This is a genomic window from Arcobacter lacus, assembly GCF_003063295.1.
GTDB classification, from domain to species: Bacteria; Campylobacterota; Campylobacteria; order Campylobacterales; family Arcobacteraceae; genus Aliarcobacter; species Aliarcobacter lacus.
Map to the genome: position 1 here is coordinate 232,155 of NZ_MUXF01000001.1, position 17,841 is coordinate 249,995.

Genomic DNA, 17,841 nt, shown 5'->3' on the forward strand with positions numbered 1-17,841 from the left:
ATTTTATATACTATTTACTTAAGAATTTATTAATTTTCAGTTAATAATCCATTAATATTTAAAATAAATTTATTAAGTACATTTTTGATAATATTCTTTTTCAATCAAATCTAAGGAAATTTTTATGTCAAATTTTAAACTTTTTAGTGGTTCAGCTAATCCTGAATTTGCCAAAAAAGTGGGTGAATATTTAGGTATGCCTGTATCTGATGCCACTTTAAATAAATTTAGTGATGGTGAAATATCTGTTCAGATCACTGAAAGTGTTAGAGGTCAAGATGTATTTATAATCCAACCAACATGTGCTCCAACTAATGATAATTTAATGGAATTATTAATAATGGTAGATGCACTTAAGCGTTCAAGTGCAAAATCTATTTCTGCAGTTATTCCATATTATGGTTATGCAAGACAAGACAGAAAAGCAGCACCAAGAGTTCCAATTAGTGCAAAATTAGTAGCAGATTTACTTGAAGCAGCAGGAATTACAAGAGTTGTAACTATCGATTTACATGCTGCTCAAATTCAAGGTTTTTTTAATATTCCAGCTGATAATTTATTTGGTTCTATTCTATTTGTAAATTATCTTAGAAGCAAAAATTTAAAAAATCCTATTATTGCAAGTCCAGATATTGGAGGAGTTGCTCGAGCTAGATTATACGCAGATAAACTAGGTTATGACTTAGTAATAGTTGATAAAAAAAGAGAAAAAGCAAATGTTGCTGAAGTTATGAATATCATTGGTGAAGTAAAAGGAAAAGATGTTATTTTAGTAGATGATATGGTTGACACAGCGGGAACTTTAGTAAAAGCAGCTGAAGTATTGAAAAAAAGAGGTGCAACTTCTGTTATGGCTTGTTGTACACATGGAGTTTTAAGTGGGCCTGCTTATGATAGAATCGAAAAAGGTGAGCTTGATGAACTTGTAATTTCAGATACTATCCCTGCAAAAAAAGAGATAAAAAAGATAACAGTATTAACAGCTTCAACTATAATAGGAGAAGCAATTAGACGAATTCATAATAATGAATCTGTTAATTCAATTTTTAACAATTAACTATTCATTAATCTTCTTCTAATAAAAATTATCATAAAATTATTATTAGAAACTAAATTTTAAAAAAGGAAAGCTTATGAAAAAAGTATTATTATCAACAATTGCTTGTGCTTCTTTAGCATTAGCTGCAAATAGCGATTACAAATATGAAATTACTCCATTAATTGGTGGAGTTTTAACTGAAGGGAATACAGGATTAGAAAAAAACTATGCTAATGCTGGTTTATCTTTTGGTTTTAATCAATTTGATTCATTTATTGATCAAGTTGAATTAGGATTTTTAAGAACTCTTGAAGACGTTGATGGAAAAGGTAATTTCAAAGGTCAAGATACAGGTGTTACAAGAGTATTTGCTAACTTAGTAAAAGATTATGATTTAACTTCTGATTTATCTTTATATACATTAGTTGGAGCAGGTGTTGAGTTTTTTGACAATGAATTTGAAGACAATGAAAATGGTTTATTTGGTAACTACGGTGTAGGATTAAAATATAACCTAGCTGAAAGATTAGCTTTAAAATTCGATGTTAGACATTTAATTGAAGTTGATCATGGAGATAATACATTATTATATACATTAGGATTATCAGTTCCATTTGGAGAAGTTTCAAAACCAGCTCCAGTTGCTGAAAAACCAGCTCCAGTTGCTACTCCAGTTGCTGCACCAAAAGATTCTGATGGTGATGGTGTTATTGATAGTTTAGATGAGTGCCCAAATACAATGAAAGGTGCAAAAGTTGACAATATTGGTTGTATGACTTTAGTTAACTTAAATATCAACTTTGATACTGCAAAAGCAAACATTAAAGATTCTTACAATTCAAGAATTAATGAATTTGCAAAAGTTATGAAAGCTGATCCAAAATTAAAAGCAAACATTGAAGCTCATACAGATTCAGTTGGAACAGATGCTTATAATCAAAAATTATCAGAAAGAAGAGCTACATCTGCTGTTAATGCTTTAGTTGCAGCTGGTGTTGAAAAAGATAGAATTAAAGCTGTTGGATATGGTGAGTCTAGACCAATCGCTTCTAATGATACAGTTGAAGGTAGAGCTGAAAACAGAAGAGTTGAAGCTGTAATGGTTAAATAATTTAACTGTTTTCTTTTTTAAAGGGTTAGAAAATATTTTCTAACCCTTTTTTATTGTCTAATTTTTATTTGATAACTTCATATCCAGCATCTACTATTACATCAGATAAAGTTTGTTCTGATATATCTTTTGACATTTTAACTGTAACATTTTTAGAAGCTAAATCAACTTCAACATTATCAACACCATCAATTGCACTAACCACTTTTTCAACTCTTGCTTTACAATGTCCGCAAGTCATTCCATCAACTTTTAAAATTTTTTCCATTTTATCTCCTTTTGAAATATTATTTTGTTCTATTAAATTTTTACTAATTCTTGGTTCAAATAACTTTAATCTTAAAGCATTTAAAACAACCGTCACACTACTTAAACTCATAGCTGCACCTGCAAACATTGGACTTAATTTCCAACCAAGTATTGTATAAAATACTCCTGCAGCTAAAGGAATACCTATTATATTATAAAAAAATGCCCAAAATAGATTTTGTTTTATATTTTTTATAACTGCATTACTTAATTGAATTGCTTTTACAGCATCTAATAAATCACTTTTTACAAGTACAATATTTGCAGATTCTATTGCTATATCAGTTCCAGCTCCTATTGCGATTCCTACATCTGCTCGAACTAAAGCTGGTGCATCATTTATTCCGTCACCAATCATTGCAACTTTTTTACCTAAACTTTGAAGTTTTTGTATCTCTTTTTCTTTATCTTGAGGTAAAACTTCTGCTATTACATTATTTATATTTATTTGTTTTGCTATTGCATTTGCTGTTTTATAATTATCACCTGTTAGCATTATTACTTCTAAGCCCATTTTTTCGAACTCTAAAATAGCATCTTTGCTTGTTGGTTTTACAACATCAGAAATAGCAATCAATCCTAAAACTTCACTTTCGTCTGCAATAAATATTGGTGTTTTACCTTCATTTGCCAGTTTTTCACTCTTTTCATAAAATAAATCTAAAGAGATATTTTTACTATCTAATAATTTTTTATTTCCAATATAAAAAAGTCTATCTTGAACTTTTGCTTTTATTCCTAAACCATTAAGTGCTTCAAAATCAGTTGCGTTTAAAAGTTCAATTTCTTTTTCTTGTGCTTTTTTTAATATTGCATCAGCTAAAGGGTGTTCTGAGTTTTTTTCAATTGTTGCACATAATTGAAGTAATTTATCTTGAGTAATTTTTTCGTTTGTAAAAATATCCGTTACTTGAGTTTTTCCTTCAGTTATAGTTCCTGTTTTATCAATAACAACTGTATTTATAGTGTGAGCTATCTCTAAAGATTCTGCACTTTTGATTAATATTCCATTTTGAGCACCTTTTCCAGTTCCAACCATAATAGCTGTTGGTGTGGCAAGTCCTAAAGCACAAGGGCAAGAAATAACTAAAATAGCAATACCAATAGATAAAGCAAATTCAAATGAATATCCTAAAAACAACCATGTAACAGTTGCAAGTATTGATATAACTATAACTGTTGGTACAAAAATAGCACTTATTCTATCTGCGAGTTTTGAAATAGGAGCTTTTGAAGAACTTGCTTCTTCAATCAATTTTATAATTTGTGATAAAACTGTATCTTCTCCCAATTTTGTAACTTCAAATTTGAAAGAACCAGATTTATTTATACTTGCACCTATTACTTTATCTCCAACTTTTTTAGAGACTGGTAAACTCTCACCTGTTAACATTGACTCATCAATAGAACTACTTCCAAAGATAATAACACCATCTGTTGGAACGATATTTCCAGGTTTTACAATAACTATATCTTTTAAAACAAGTTCATCAACAGGAATTTCAATCTCTTGATTATTTCTTAAAACTAAAGCTGTTTTGGGAGTTAAATTTATAAGTTTGTTTATAGCTTCGCTAGTATTTTCTTTTGCTCTTGCTTCTAAAAACTTTCCAAGTGTTATTAAAGTTAAAACAATAGCTGCTGATTCAAAATATAAATCATGAGAATATTGTATCACCATATCTATATCATTATTTCCTAAACCATAAGCTATTTTATAGATTGAAAATACTCCATAAATCATAGCTGCGCTTGTTCCAATAGCTATCAAAGAATCCATATTAGGAGAACCTTTATATAAGGTTTTAAATCCTACTTTATAATATTTGATATTTATAAAAACTATTGGTAAAGCTAATAAAAATTGAGTAAAAGAAAAAGTTATAGCATTTGAATATCCATGAAATAAATGAGGAAGATACCAATTTAGCATATGTCCCATTGATATATAAAATAATGGTATCGCAAAAATAAAAGATATAATTAATCTATTTTTCAACTCATTAGTTTCTGTTTTAGCAAGATTATCTTCTGTTGAATTTTTTTGAGTTTTTTTACCATTTTCAACTAAAAATGCTTCATAACCTGCATCTTGAACTTTTTTGATAATTGTTTCATTATTAAGTACATTTTCATCATATTTTACAATCATACTATTATTTAGTAAGTTGACATTAACTTCATTTATTCCTTCTAATTTTTTTACATTTCTATCAACAGCAGTAGAACAAGCGGAGCAAGTCATACCTTTTATGTCAAATTTTTGTGATTTCATAAATATCCTTATTATTTATCAAGAATTTTTGATAATACTTGGGTGATTTCATCAATTTTATTATTAGCATCACCACTATTTACTGCTTCTAAAACACAATGATTCATATGTTGTTTCAATATCAATAAATTTGCTTTTTTTACCAAAGAAGAAACTGCAAAAATTTGATTTGATACATCAATACAATATCTTCCATCTTCAAGCATTTTTATAATACCTTCTATTTGTCCTTTTGCTGTTTTAAGAGCCTGAACAGCTTTTTGTTTTTCTTCATTCACTTTTAACTCCTAAGTTGCATATACCCTACCCCTAGTGGGTGGGGTATATGCAATTGTAAATCACTTTAGTTAAAATGTCAATATAGCAATAAATTTTTTTAACAAAAAACTTACTATAAATTAGATATAATCGCTAAATTTTAAGAAAACAAGAAACAATTAATAGGAAAAAACTTGCAAAAAAATATTAGAAATTTTAGTATTATTGCACATATTGACCATGGTAAATCAACACTAGCTGATAGAATCATTCAAGAGTGTGGAGCGATTGCTGATAGAGAAATGACTTCACAAGTTATGGATACAATGGATATCGAAAAAGAAAGAGGTATCACAATAAAAGCTCAAAGTGTTAGACTTGATTATATAAAAGATGGTCAAAAATATGTTTTAAACTTAATTGACACTCCAGGTCACGTTGATTTTTCATATGAAGTTAGTCGTTCTTTAGCTTCATCAGAAGGTGCTTTACTTATAGTTGATTCAACACAAGGTGTTGAAGCACAAACTATTGCAAATGTTTATATTGCTATGGATAATGATTTAGAATTACTTCCAGTAGTTAATAAAATAGATTTACCAAGTGCTGATCCTATAAGAGTTTTAGAAGAAGTTGAAGAAGCTATCGGACTTGATTGTACTTTACACAATTTAATTTCTGCAAAAACTGGTCTTGGAGTAAAAGACTTGATTGATTCAATAGTTGATAGAGTTCCAGCACCAACAGGAGATGAAAATGCTCCTACAAAAGCACTTATTTATGACTCTTGGTTTGACAACTATCTTGGAGCTTTAGCACTTGTAAGAGTTTACGATGGAAGTATCAAAAAAGGTCAAAAAATAAAACTTATGAATACAAAAGTTGAACATCAAGTATTAAGTTTGATGTATCCACACCCAATAAGAAGACAAGATACAAATGAGATAAAAACTGGTGAAATTGGTATTGTTGTACTTGGTCTTAAAACTCTTGATGGAATTGCAGTTGGTGATACGATGACTGATGCAAAAACACCAACACAAGAGCCAATTGATGGATTTGAACCAGCTAAACCTTTTGTATTTGCAGGAATTTATCCAATAGAAACTGATAAATTTGAAGATTTAAGAGAAGCATTAAATAAATTAAAATTAAATGACTCTTCTATCTCTTTTGAACCTGAAAGTTCAGCAGCACTTGGAAGTGGATTTAGAACAGGATTCTTAGGTATGCTTCATATGGAAGTTATCAAAGAAAGGTTAGAAAGAGAGTTTGATTTAGACTTGATAGCAACTGCACCAACTGTTATTTACCAAGTTGAAAAAAGCAATGGTGAAACAATAGAGATTCAAAATCCTAGTGAATTACCTGAGCCAAATTATATAAAAACAATATTTGAGCCTTATGTAAAAGCTACTATTTTAGTTCCTGATGAGTTTTTAGGAAATGTTATCAAACTTCTAAATGACAAAAGAGGAATCCAAATAAAAATGGATTATATTGGAAAAAGAGTATTACTAGAATATGATTTACCAATGAATGAAATCGTAATGGATTTTTATGATAAACTAAAATCAACTACAAAAGGTTATGCTTCATTTGATTATGAGCCAGTTGGATTTAGACCAGGAAACTTAAAAAAACTTGATGTTAGAGTTGCAGGTGATGTTGTTGATGCATTATCAATCATAGTTCCTGAAGATAAAGCTGTTTCAAAAGGAAGAGAGTTTGTAAAAGCACTAAAAGAACTTATTCCTAGACAACTTTTTGAAGTTGCAATTCAAGCTAGTATTGGAAGTACAATAATTGCAAGAGAAACTGTAAAATCTATGGGGAAAAACGTAACTGCAAAATGTTATGGTGGAGATATTACAAGAAAAAGAAAACTTCTTGAAAAACAAAAAGCTGGTAAAAAAAGAATGAAAGCTATTGGAAAGGTAAATGTTCCTCAAGAAGCTTTCATGGCAGTTTTAAAAATATAATTTCATCTTTTGGCAAATTTCTTTGTCAAATCAATAATTTAAATGCTCACGTACTTTTAGTACGCTGCGCTTTAAATTCTCTCTTTTCCTTGAACCTCACTCAAAATCTAAAACTTTATTTTCAAAATCATACTATATATAATAACAATTTCTGCATACTTTACATTGATAATGTTCAGAACTATATTCACTTCTTTTATAATAAGTTAAATGATGATATTTCCCGTCTTTTTCTTTGCATACTGTACAAAATGGTATTTTATCGTTTTCTTTCCAATAAAGTTTACCATCAAAAATTAAGGATTCTTTTTCTTCAATTTTATTCTTTAATTCTCTAATCACATCATCTTTATCAATTAAATCCACTTTAATATCTGCTAATTCCATTTTTAAATCTGCTAAAGAACTAATCAATTCTGCCAATTTCAATTTTGTTTCTGCTTCACCTAAAGAACTAGCACTATCGCTAATAAGTTTTGCAATATCCATTGATGTTTTTAAATGTGAAAAGGCTGTTCCAATTATTGTAATATCCATAAACTTCCTTTTAATAATTTCAACCATTATTATAGCAAAATCTGAACTACGCTCTTAAAATGTGAGCATTTTCAAAATAGTGAACGCTTTTGTTTCTTTTCTTTACTAAAAAGAAAAGATATATAATATATGATACTATTTATCTCATGATTTGCTTAACTTGTAAAAACCTATCATTTGAAATTATTTGCAAAGATTGTCAAAAAAATCTTTTAATTCCCTCTTTTCATAAAAGAGAAATAGATGATGGATTTTTCAACTACTCTTTTTACTCTTTATCTGAACTTGAAGATTTGATAAACTCAAAATATTATTTTCATGGTGATAGAGTTTTTAATATTTTGGCAAAACTTTCTTTTGCTAAATTTGCATTAAATTTTGATTTTCCTTCTGAAGTTTTGGCAATTCCTATTGATGACCATACAAGACATGATTTTTCCCACTGCGCAATCTTGGTAAAACATTTAAAATCAAAAATAATCAAACCAAAATACAACTCATTAAAAGCTACAAATATAGTTAAATATGCAGGAAAAAATTTAGAATTTAGACAAAAAAATTCAAGAAAATTTCAAATAAATAACCTCTCAGATAAATTTGTAATTTTATGTGATGACTTAATCACAACAGGAACTACAATAATTCAAGCAAAAAAAGCTTTGGAGAAAAAAAATAATCAAGTATTATTTTCTTTAACCCTAGCTGATGCAAAACTCTAAATTAATTTAAATTTTCGTCTTCTTCTAATAATAAAAAGTTATCTTCAACAAATAAAGTTATAAAAATATCTATTAAATTTTGACAAATTAAAATTGAAAAAGAGATATCTTTTAAAACTTTTGTTGAATTTTTTGCATCTATTTTTTTCTCTTCAAATAATTTCTCAATTTGGCTACTACTTAAATTATCAAAAGAGATTAATTTTTGTTGTAAAGTTTTAACTTTATACATTTTATCAATATTATCTAAATTAGAATTTGAAGAAATATTTTCAAGTTCTTTTATAATAATTATAAAAATCTCTTTTATAAAAAAATATTCTTTGACTATATCTTTATTTTTTGATTCTAAAAAAGGGTCAATATTTTTATCTAAATTTTTTATACTTTTTAGCAACTTAAATATTTGTTTTGTAATTCCTTGAAAATTATTAATCTCATAAAAATCGTCTTTATTTATTCTTTCTTGTGCAATTGAAACATACTCTAAAATTTCATCATGCAAATTTTTTATCTTATCTTTGTAAAGTTTATCTATTTTGTGATTTTTATCTTTTTTTATATTTTTATGTTTTTTGCTCCAATAAATATCTTCATCATTTATACTAAGTTGATGTCTTATAGCTTTTATCAAATTATTATATAAAACTATATTTTCTTTCTTTAATCCTATAATTATAGATTTTGAAGATTCAAGAGATTCGTTATCTAAAAACTCCAATCTTGACCAAGATTTAACCTTAGGAATAAACATTTTTTTTATTTTTTCCACTAATTTTGGCAATATCGGTATCATAATTAAAACAGCTGATAAATTGAAAATAGTAACAAATATTGTGAGTTTTATAACTTCACTTTTTATTTCAAAATATGTTGATAAATAATCTATTAGATTTATAATTGGATAGAAAAATATTATTCCAAATAGTGCAGCAACTAGATTTAAAATAAATTGCGCAAAAGCTAATCTTTTTCCATTTGAATTTGAAGTTGTTGAACCAATCAAAGTTGTAGCTGTACTTCCTATTTTACCACCAATAACAGCTGCTATTGCATTATAATATAAGATTTGTGAACTAGCTAATGCAGATAAAATTATAGCAATACTTGCAGAGCTTGATTGAACAACAAATGTCATAAATGCACCAATTATTGAAAAAATAAACATTCCAAAAAATCCATCAAAAGAGTACACTGATAAATCTACATTTTGTTTTAACTCAAAAAATCCATTTACCATATATGATATTCCTAAAAATATAAACCCTAAACCCAAAAGAATATTTCCAAAACCTTTTTGCTTTTGATTTTTTGAAAACCTAAAAAATATTCCAAAAGCAATTATTGGCATAGCATAATGAGAAATTTTTATCTTTAATCCAAAAAGTGAAATAAGCCAAGCAGTTGTGGATGAACCTAAACTTGAACCTAAAAGAACACTTATGGCGGCTTCTAAACTAATAAGTGAAGCTCCTAAAAATGAAATTAAAATTACACTCGTAAGAGATGAACTTTGAACAACTGAAGTTATCAAAAATCCATTTAAAATTGATTTTGGCATACTATTTGTAAACTTTTCTAATACTTTTTCTAAAAAACCACCTGAAAATAGTTTAAAACCATCTTCCATAAAAAACATACCTACTAGAAATATTGAAATACCCGCTATTATCTCTTTTGCACTCTCATAACTTAGTACAAAATAGGCTAAAACTAAAAATAATAGCGGAAATAAAACTTTTTTAATCATATTTATCTCCTTTTTTCTTTATATTTTATAAGAAATAAATAGCTTAAAAATAACTTCTATTAAAAATTTAAGAAAATCAAATTTCTACTAAGATATAATAAACAATTAAAGGAATATAAATGATTGGAATAATAGATTATAATATGGGAAATTTGGCAAGCGTTTATAATGCCTGTCATTTACTTGATGCAAAAGCAACTATAGTTAAAAACCCTGAAGATTTAAAAAATTTCAGTAGAGTTATTTTACCAGGAGTTGGTGCATATAAAGATGCAATGGAACATCTAATCAAAACAGGTATGAATGAAGCTGTTTATGAATTTGCAAAAAGTGGAAAACCAATGCTTGGAATTTGTCTTGGTATGCAACTTTTATTTGAAAGTTCACAAGAATTTGGTCATACAGATGGTTTAGGTTTAATTGATGGTGTTGTAGTAAAATTTGATAAATCAAAAATGAATGAAGACTTCAAAATCCCACACATGGGTTGGAATACAATTGTAAATAAAGAACACCCTTTATTTGAAGGACTTCATAATCCTTATTTATATTTTGTTCACTCTTACCATGCAGTAACAGAAGAAAGAAATATAATAGGGAAAACAACTTACGGATATGAATTTGCAAGTGCTGTAAATAAAGATAATATTTATGGTTTTCAACCACATCCTGAAAAATCTCACGATAATGGATTGAAAATTTTGAAGAATTTTATGAGCCTTAATTAATTTAAAAAAAAGGATTTTGTATGAAAACTATTGCAATTAGTGGTGCTAATGGATTTGTAGGAACAAGTTTAACAAACTTTTTTTCAAGCTTTGGATATAAAATCGTACCTTTATCAAGAGATATTTTAAACAATAAAAGTAAATTAGAAGAAGTACTAGATTCTGCTGATATTGTGATAAATCTTGCAGGTGCAAATATCATAAATAGATGGAGTGAAACTTATAAAAAACTTCTTTATTCTAGCCGAATTGATACAACTTCAAAAATAGTAAATGCAATAAGTAGTATTTCAAACAAACCAAAATTACTTATTTCAACTTCTGCTGTTGGAATATATGATAATAAATCAATTTATGATGAAAATGGCTCTTTTTCAAATGATTTTTTATCAAATCTTTGTCAAGATTGGGAAAAAGAAGCTTTAAAAGCAAAAAATGGGACAACAAAAATTGCTATTTTTAGATTTGGAATAATTTTAGGAAAAGATGGTGGAGCACTACAAAAAATGATTACTCCATTCAAATTTGGTCTTGGTGGAACAATAGGAAGTGGAAAACAAGCTTTTTCTTTTATTCATATAAATGATTTATTAAATGCTTACAAATTCGTTATAGAAAACAATTATGATGGAGTATTTAACCTAACAGCACCAACTCCAACAACAAATAAAGGTCTAACTCTTGCTTTAGGAAAAACACTAAAAAGACCTACTATACTTCCAATACCAGAGTTTGTTTTAAAACTTATTTTTAGTGAAGGAGCACGTGTTTTAACAGATGGACAAAGTGCAATTCCAAAAAAATTATTAGATTTGGGATTTGAATTCAAATTTAAAACAATAGAAGAAGCAATAGAAAATTTATGCAGTAAAAAGGACTAAGATGGACATATTACCAGCGATTGATTTAAAAGATGGAAAAGCAGTAAGATTAAGTAAAGGTTTAATGGATAGTGCAAAAATCTATTCTGATGAACCTTGGCAAGTAGCAAAAAGATTTGAAGAATTAGGTTCAAAATGGGTTCATATTGTTGATTTAAATGGAGCATTTGCTGGAAAACCTGCAAATTTAGAACAAATCAAAAAAATTAGAGAAAATTGTAATCTAAAAATTGAACTTGGTGGTGGAATTAGAGATGAAGAAACTATCAAAATGTATCTAGAACTTGGAGTTGATAGACTTATTCTTGGTTCAATTGCTGTAAAAGATCCAATGTTTGTAAAAAAAATGGCTTCAAAATATCCAATTGCTGTTGGAATTGATGCAATGAATGGAATGGTTGCAGTTGAAGGTTGGGCGGAAGTTTCAACAATGAAAGCAACTTCTTTAGCAAAAGAGTTTGCAAATGCAGGTGTTCAAGCAATTATTTGTACAGATATTAGCAAAGATGGAATGCTTTGTGGAGTTAATGTTGAGTTCACTGAATCAATTGCACTTGCAAGTAAAGTTGACACAATTGCAAGCGGTGGGGTAAAAGATATTCAAGATATTATAAATTGTAAAAACAATGGAAATATTTCAGGTGTTATTGTTGGAAAAGCATTTTATGAAGGAACTCTTGATTTAGAAGAGGCTTTTAGAATTTTATAAAATACCTATAAAAGTTATAAAAATAAAAATAATTTTATGATATTATATTTTATTAAAGAAAAGGGAAATAGATGAGCTCAAATAAAAAAATAACTCTTATAATTTTTACTATGATTTCAATACTTGCTGTTATAATAATAATTCTAATAGCACTTGGTTCAAGACACAGTGGATATGATGGAGCAAAAAAAAGAGCTTATTTAACAGCCGAATTAGTTAAAAATTCATTGACAAGCCATATGATAAATGGAACAATGCACCAAAGAGACACTTTTTTAAATAGTTTGAATAACCTACAAGGTATCAAAGGACTTTGGGTTGTAAGATCTAAAAGTGTTAGTGAACAGTTTGGAAATTCTTTATTAGCTACAGAAAAAGCAAGAGATCAAATTGACCAAAATGTATTAAAAACGGGGATAGAAGAAGTTGTTATCAAAGAAAGTTTAGAAGATGCTACTTTAAGAATAACTATTCCATATACTGCTTCATCTCTTGATAAACCTAACTGTATGTCATGTCACAATGCTCAAGAAGGACAAGTTTTAGGGGCAATTTCTCTAACTTTTGATATTAAGGACGATAGAGTTTCAAATATTATAGTACTATTAAAAGTTGTCGCTACAATTTCTATATTTTTAATCTTTATTTTAATTTATTTAAGAAAAAAAATCACTCCATTTACAAGTTCATTTGACTCAATAACGGAAGCTTTAAAAAGAGTGCATGAAGGTGATTATTCAGTTAGAGTTAAAGAAGGTGTTCTAAAAGAAGATAAAGAAGCTTCTATTTGGTTAAATGAACTTATAGAAAAACTTGAAACAGTTTTAACAGGTATTGAAAAAAATCTTACTTCATTTGTGCATAATAGAGCTACGATTTTTAGTAATGACAAACTTCTAACAGCAAAAGAGATTATTGAAGATATTACTGAAATTTATAACTATAAAAAAACTATTGAAACTGACTTAACAAAAGATGATATTTTTTATAGATTAATTCAAGTTTTAAAAAATAAATTAAATATTGAATCTTTTTATATTTTTGAAACTGATTTAATAAAAGATGAAAGAAAAACAATTTATCCTATAAAAGAGACTGAAAAACCTTGTTGTAGTATTTCAAAAGGTATAAAATATGGTTGTAGAGCAGAAAGAACAAACACTATTGTTTCTTCAGAAAATTTTCCTGAAATTTGTAGAATTGCAAAATGTTCAGGTGATATAAACCATATTTGTATTCCATTTTTAATAAATGAACAAAAAAATATTGTTATACATATAGTTTGTAAAGATAAAGAAAGTTTACAAAATACTAAATATCAAATAGGAATAATCAAAAAATATTTAGAAGAGACAAAACCTATTTTAGAAAGTAAACTTTTAATGGATGCATTAAGAGAAAAGAATTTAGTAGATGGTTTAACAGGACTTTATAATCGTAGATATTTAGATGAATTTATCGATAAAAAGTTACCTCATGAATTGCAAAATGGTACAAAATTTGCAATTATGTTCTTAGATATTGATTACTTTAAAATGATAAATGATACTTATGGACATGATGCAGGAGATGCCATACTACAAAAATTATCAGATACAATGAAAGAATCTATTTCTGAAAATGAGTTTATTGTTAGATTTGGTGGTGAAGAGTTCTTAATTATTATGAAAAATCCAACTGAAGTTACAGCAAAAGAACTTGCTGCAAAAATAAATGAAGAGTTTGCAAAACTTGTGTTTAATTACAATGGTCAAGCATTTAGTAAAACTGTAAGTATCGGTTATTCTTTCTTCCCAGATGATGCTGATCAAATTTGGAAATGTATAAAATATGCAGATATATCTTTATATCAAGCGAAAGAAACGGGTAGAAATAAAATAGTAAGATTCCAAAAAGAGTTCTTAAAAAGTGCAGATAAAAAGAGTTATTAATACTCTTTTTATCCTAAAACTTCTTCTTTTATACACCAATTTTTTAAAGAATTAGATACTTGAGATGAAATATTTTTTTCTTTACAAAAAACATCAAAATATTCCAAAGATTTTTCAAAGTTATTTTCTAAACAATATTTAGCTAAATCTATAATTTCAATATTTCCAAAATAGCAAGCACCAAAAGGATTATCTTTTGTAATTACTACCTCACTTTCCTTTACAAAACCATCTTTTACAACTGCTTTTTTTTCTATTCTTGGAAGTTTTTTTTCTATTCTTGGAAGTTTTTTTTCTAATTCATTCTTATCTTGAGGCCAAGTTTGTCTTTTTTGCCAAAAATTTGTATCAAACCTATTTTCAAGTAGATAAAACTCTTTTCCAACTTTTGTAAATTTATCAAATATAAACTCTACCCTACTTTTATAAAAATCAATTGCAACTTTTTGTTCATTTTCATTTTTGTTTAAAATTGTGTTTATTACATATGGAGCGATACTTGACATACTCATAGCTTGAAAAGCGCCATTTCCAGAAAGTGGGTCCACACTAGATGCACTATCTCCTATTAACATCATTTTACTATTTATTATCTCTTTATGGATTTTACAAAATGAATCTCTTTTAACTAATTTTCCAATAACTTTATAGTTATTTAAACTCCAAAGTTTTATATTTTGCTCTTTTAGAATTTTTAACATATCTTCAAAACTAGTAACTTTATTAGCTAATTCTTCATCACAAGAAAATTGGATATAACCTCTTTTTTCTCCAACATAAGCTTGCCAAATCCAACCATCTTTTACAGAATCAATTGAAGTTTTATTCTCTTTTACATTTTCAAGTTCTAGTTCTTGTAGAAGTGAATAACTTTTTGGACCAGTTATATATTCATCTTTAAAAGGGGTAAATCTTCCCCTTGCATCAACTATAAAATCAGCAATTAATTCATATTTATCTTCATCTATTTTATAATTAACTTTAGGTTTTAATTCACTTGTATCAATAGAACCAACAACTTTTGCTTCAATTATTTTTATATCATTTTCACCAACATCTTTTAATAATGCTTCATCTAAATCTCTTCTATTTACAACATATTCATAATTTACTTTATCTGCTTTTGCTGCCCAATTTGAGTTTCGTAAAGATTGATCAACTAAAAGTTTTGAAGCTTTTATACAACCTAATGAGATAAGTCCCTCTTTTGTTTTTTGACTAAATCCTTCATAAGCAGTAAATGGTCTTTTTTTGTAAATAACAGTTACATCAAAACCTAATTTTTTAAGTCCAATAGCAGTAGAACTACCTGCAATTCCTGCACCTAAAATCAATATTTTTTCATTTTGGTTCATTGATAATCCTTTTAGAAAACTCTTCAATTATTTCCTCTTTTTTAAAACCTTTTTTTAAATAGCTACAAAACTCTTTTGTAAACTTTGCAACAGCCACACTTGAACCTGCCACATTTTTTACACTAGAAAAGGGATTTGCTCCAAAAAATAGTTTTTCTTTATCTAAAGCTACAACTTTATCATCTTTACACATGCCTTCTGATGTTACTTTTATAACTCCATTATATGAAGCTGGATAGACAAAATCTTCTCCTCGTCTAGGAAATGATGAAACTATAACTACACCTTTATTTATAAGTTCATTCACTAAATTTTCTATCTCTTTATAGTTTGTTTTTAAACCTAAACTCATACTAATTACATCAACTTTTTTATCTTTTAAATAGTTTAATGCTCCAAAAATATGATTTGGAGTAGTTGATAAATTTTCATTAAATACTTGAATGTCATAAATATTTGTGTTTTCATCTTTTATGATGTTTCCAATAACATTTCCATGTTCAAAATTTATATTATTTTGTTTTTTAATTTTTATTCTATTGTTTTCTATATGTATGGCAATTTTTTCATAAGTTTCAAAACTACAACCACTATCAATAATTGCTACATAAATCTCTTTAGACATTTTTATACTCTTTTAAATTTTTATCTTCAAGTAGATAAACCTCATCAAAATTATTTAACATATTTAGATGATGAGTTATTGCAATAATAGTTGAATCTGGGAAAATTTTTGAAATATTTTCATAAAACCAAAAAGTATCTTTTTCATCAATAGAAGAGGTAAATTCATCTAAAATGATAATTTTTGGATTTAATAAAATTATTCTTGAAAGAGCTATTCTTTGTTTTTGACCACCAGATAAATTTGCTCCAGATTCAAAAATATTTGTATCTAATCCATTTTCAAGAGAATTGTACCAATCAAACATACCAGTTTTTTTCAAAGAATTTATCAATTCTTCATCTTTTGCTTTTTCATTTGCTAAAAGAAGATTTCCTCTTAAACTGTCATCAAATATAATTGGAGTTTGTTCAAGTTTTACCAAATATTTTGAAAAGTTTATAAAATCTTTTTTCCCTATTTCTTCATTTCCAATAAATATATTTCCATTTTGAGCTTTTAGAAATCCACAAAGTAAATCTCCAAATGTACTTTTTCCTGCACCATTTTTTCCAATAATCGCAATTTTACTTTTCTCTTTTATATGAAGATTTAATTTTTCAAATATTTTATTATTAGCATAAGAAAAATCTAAATCTTTTACTACAATCTCAAAATTTGTACTTTTAAAAGTTTCAGTTTTTTCATCTTTTGGTAAAATTTCTAAAACTCTATTTAAACTAACTTTCATTTTTGGAAGATTATTTACAACTCCTAAGATTGTATGAACTGGTGCTAGAATCATCGTAAAATATGTCAAAAATGCAAAAAGTTCACCAACTTTTAGCTCACCTTGAATAGTTAAGTATCCACCATATGCTATGATTATTGTTTTTCCAAGAAGTGAAATAAATGCTGGAATTTGTGAAAAGATTAGATTTATCTTTTTATTTTTTATTACAACTTTTTTATAATCATCTTGAATAAAATCTAGCTTTTCTAAAGTTTGTTTTTTTGCTCCAAGATTTTTTAGAACTAATAAATATCTAAAATTTTCAATAAAAAATTTTCCAATATTTGAAGTTGATTCTCTCATAGTTTTTGTACTTTTTTGAACATGAGGATAAAGTGGTTTTAAACAAATAAACTCAATTGGCAAAAATATAAAAATAAGTATCATTAGTTTTATATTATACGAATATATAATACAAGAGATAAATACAAGACTAATGATAGTTGAAAATAGTGAGAAAACACTATCAGTATAAAATCTTTGAAGTTCACTAATATCACCTTGAACTCTTGACATCAAATCAGCAGAGTGATATTTGTTTAAAAAAGTTTTATCATGTAAAAATAGTCTATTAAAGACAATTCTTCTAAACTCAAACAAAATATTCATAGAGTTTTTTGTGTAATAAATCTCATTTATATAACTTATTATCATAACAAAAACAGTAAGAAAAAATGAGATAGAAACTAAAAAAATAAGCTGATTTATATTTGAAGCTAGAATAGCATTATCAATTATGTGTTGCATGATATATGGTTGAATCGCTCCACCAAGAGAGACAAGAATAGAAAATAAAAAAATGACAAAAAATCCTCTCTTATTTTTTCGTAAGAGAGGATATATAATACTTTTAAACATAC

15 protein-coding genes are annotated in these 17,841 nt (G+C 27.0%); 8 read left to right on the plus strand and 7 right to left on the minus strand.

The features are described 5' to 3' along the window. The first annotated feature begins 124 nt into the window (after positions 1-124). Both B0175_RS01265 and B0175_RS01270 read left to right on the plus strand, forming a co-directional pair. Complete coding sequence (locus B0175_RS01265; RefSeq protein ID WP_108526924.1) at positions 125-1,057, plus strand: ribose-phosphate pyrophosphokinase; 933 nt, start codon at positions 125-127, stop codon at positions 1,055-1,057. A gap of 76 nt (positions 1,058-1,133) precedes the next feature. Then, complete coding sequence (locus B0175_RS01270; protein WP_108526925.1) at positions 1,134-2,150, plus strand: OmpA family protein; 1,017 nt, start codon at positions 1,134-1,136, stop codon at positions 2,148-2,150. Between the two features lie 64 nt (positions 2,151-2,214). Here the strand turns inward: B0175_RS01270 and B0175_RS01275 are convergent, their stop codons facing one another. Beyond that, entirely contained in the window at positions 2,215-4,734 is a 2,520-nt protein-coding gene (locus tag B0175_RS01275) for a heavy metal translocating P-type ATPase (protein ID WP_108526926.1), read from the minus strand. Positions 4,735-4,745: 11 nt separating this feature from the next. Continuing rightward, positions 4,746-5,012: a metal-sensing transcriptional repressor gene (locus tag B0175_RS01280; protein WP_004510548.1), complete on the minus strand. Its 267-nt coding sequence runs from the start codon at positions 5,010-5,012 to the stop codon at positions 4,746-4,748. Between the two features lie 174 nt (positions 5,013-5,186). Here B0175_RS01280 and lepA point away from each other — a divergent pair, with 174 nt between their 5' ends. After that, positions 5,187-6,974, plus strand: a complete 1,788-nt coding sequence (lepA, locus tag B0175_RS01285) for a translation elongation factor 4 (protein ID WP_108526927.1) — start codon at positions 5,187-5,189, stop codon at positions 6,972-6,974. Between the two features lie 132 nt (positions 6,975-7,106). Here lepA and B0175_RS01290 read toward each other — a convergent pair whose 3' ends face one another. After that, positions 7,107-7,511 (minus strand): hypothetical protein, encoded by a 405-nt coding sequence (locus B0175_RS01290; RefSeq protein WP_108526928.1) that lies wholly within the window; start codon positions 7,509-7,511, stop codon positions 7,107-7,109. A gap of 146 nt (positions 7,512-7,657) precedes the next feature. On the opposite strand from B0175_RS01290, the gene B0175_RS01295 reads away from it, so the two are divergent. Beyond that, on the plus strand, positions 7,658-8,230 hold the full coding sequence (locus B0175_RS01295; protein WP_108526929.1) for a phosphoribosyltransferase family protein: 573 nt from the start codon (positions 7,658-7,660) through the stop codon (positions 8,228-8,230). A gap of 1 nt (position 8,231) precedes the next feature. Here B0175_RS01295 and B0175_RS01300 read toward each other — a convergent pair whose 3' ends face one another. After that, positions 8,232-9,980, minus strand: a complete 1,749-nt coding sequence (locus B0175_RS01300; RefSeq protein ID WP_108526930.1) for a Na/Pi cotransporter family protein — start codon at positions 9,978-9,980, stop codon at positions 8,232-8,234. A gap of 119 nt (positions 9,981-10,099) precedes the next feature. Here B0175_RS01300 and hisH point away from each other — a divergent pair, with 119 nt between their 5' ends. From hisH to B0175_RS01320, 4 genes are all read left to right on the plus strand, one after another. After that, positions 10,100-10,708 carry an imidazole glycerol phosphate synthase subunit HisH gene (gene hisH, locus B0175_RS01305; protein ID WP_108526931.1) on the plus strand — a complete coding sequence of 203 codons (609 nt, stop codon included), beginning with the start codon at positions 10,100-10,102 and terminating at the stop codon, positions 10,706-10,708. Between the two features lie 20 nt (positions 10,709-10,728). Further along, complete coding sequence (locus B0175_RS01310; protein WP_108526932.1) at positions 10,729-11,589, plus strand: TIGR01777 family oxidoreductase; 861 nt, start codon at positions 10,729-10,731, stop codon at positions 11,587-11,589. 1 nt (position 11,590) lies between these two features. Next, positions 11,591-12,298 (plus strand): 1-(5-phosphoribosyl)-5-[(5-phosphoribosylamino)methylideneamino]imidazole-4-carboxamide isomerase, encoded by a 708-nt coding sequence (hisA, locus tag B0175_RS01315; RefSeq protein ID WP_108526933.1) that lies wholly within the window; start codon positions 11,591-11,593, stop codon positions 12,296-12,298. 71 nt (positions 12,299-12,369) lie between these two features. Next, a complete protein-coding gene (locus B0175_RS01320; RefSeq protein WP_108526934.1) occupies positions 12,370-14,229 on the plus strand; it encodes a GGDEF domain-containing protein in 1,860 nt (619 codons plus the stop codon). An 8-nt stretch (positions 14,230-14,237) separates the two neighbouring features. On the opposite strand, the gene qhpG is transcribed toward B0175_RS01320, so the two are convergent. From qhpG to B0175_RS01335, 3 genes are read right to left on the minus strand one after another with little or no spacing between them, the layout of a single operon-like run. Next, complete coding sequence (gene qhpG / locus B0175_RS01325; RefSeq protein WP_108526935.1) at positions 14,238-15,584, minus strand: flavin-dependent monooxygenase QhpG; 1,347 nt, start codon at positions 15,582-15,584, stop codon at positions 14,238-14,240. Beyond that, positions 15,571-16,209 (minus strand): subtilisin-like serine protease QhpE, encoded by a 639-nt coding sequence (gene qhpE / locus B0175_RS01330; RefSeq protein ID WP_108526936.1) that lies wholly within the window; start codon positions 16,207-16,209, stop codon positions 15,571-15,573. Before qhpE ends, qhpG begins: the two co-directional genes overlap by 14 nt. Continuing rightward, positions 16,202-17,839, minus strand: coding sequence for an ABC transporter ATP-binding protein (locus B0175_RS01335; protein ID WP_108526937.1), 1,638 nt, complete (start codon positions 17,837-17,839; stop codon positions 16,202-16,204). The genes qhpE and B0175_RS01335 overlap by 8 nt, the downstream gene beginning before the upstream one ends. Positions 17,840-17,841 lie beyond the last annotated feature (2 nt).

What these genes read in the sequence shown, in the direction of transcription:
- B0175_RS01270 (WP_108526925.1), top strand. Translation starts at nt 1,134, where the DNA reads ATGAAAAAAGTATTATTATCAACAATTGCTTGTGCTTCTTTAGCATTA.
- hisH (WP_108526931.1), top strand. Translation starts at nt 10,100, where the DNA reads ATGATTGGAATAATAGATTATAATATGGGAAATTTGGCAAGCGTTTAT.
- B0175_RS01295 (WP_108526929.1), top strand. Translation starts at nt 7,658, where the DNA reads ATGATTTGCTTAACTTGTAAAAACCTATCATTTGAAATTATTTGCAAA.
- B0175_RS01310 (WP_108526932.1), top strand. Translation starts at nt 10,729, where the DNA reads ATGAAAACTATTGCAATTAGTGGTGCTAATGGATTTGTAGGAACAAGT.
- B0175_RS01320 (WP_108526934.1), top strand. Translation starts at nt 12,370, where the DNA reads ATGAGCTCAAATAAAAAAATAACTCTTATAATTTTTACTATGATTTCA.
- B0175_RS01300 (WP_108526930.1), bottom strand. Translation starts at nt 9,980, where the DNA reads ATGATTAAAAAAGTTTTATTTCCGCTATTATTTTTAGTTTTAGCCTAT.
- B0175_RS01265 (WP_108526924.1), top strand. Translation starts at nt 125, where the DNA reads ATGTCAAATTTTAAACTTTTTAGTGGTTCAGCTAATCCTGAATTTGCC.
- qhpE (WP_108526936.1), bottom strand. Translation starts at nt 16,209, where the DNA reads ATGTCTAAAGAGATTTATGTAGCAATTATTGATAGTGGTTGTAGTTTT.
- qhpG (WP_108526935.1), bottom strand. Translation starts at nt 15,584, where the DNA reads ATGAACCAAAATGAAAAAATATTGATTTTAGGTGCAGGAATTGCAGGT.
- B0175_RS01290 (WP_108526928.1), bottom strand. Translation starts at nt 7,511, where the DNA reads ATGGATATTACAATAATTGGAACAGCCTTTTCACATTTAAAAACATCA.
- B0175_RS01275 (WP_108526926.1), bottom strand. Translation starts at nt 4,734, where the DNA reads ATGAAATCACAAAAATTTGACATAAAAGGTATGACTTGCTCCGCTTGT.
- hisA (WP_108526933.1), top strand. Translation starts at nt 11,591, where the DNA reads ATGGACATATTACCAGCGATTGATTTAAAAGATGGAAAAGCAGTAAGA.
- B0175_RS01335 (WP_108526937.1), bottom strand. Translation starts at nt 17,839, where the DNA reads ATGTTTAAAAGTATTATATATCCTCTCTTACGAAAAAATAAGAGAGGA.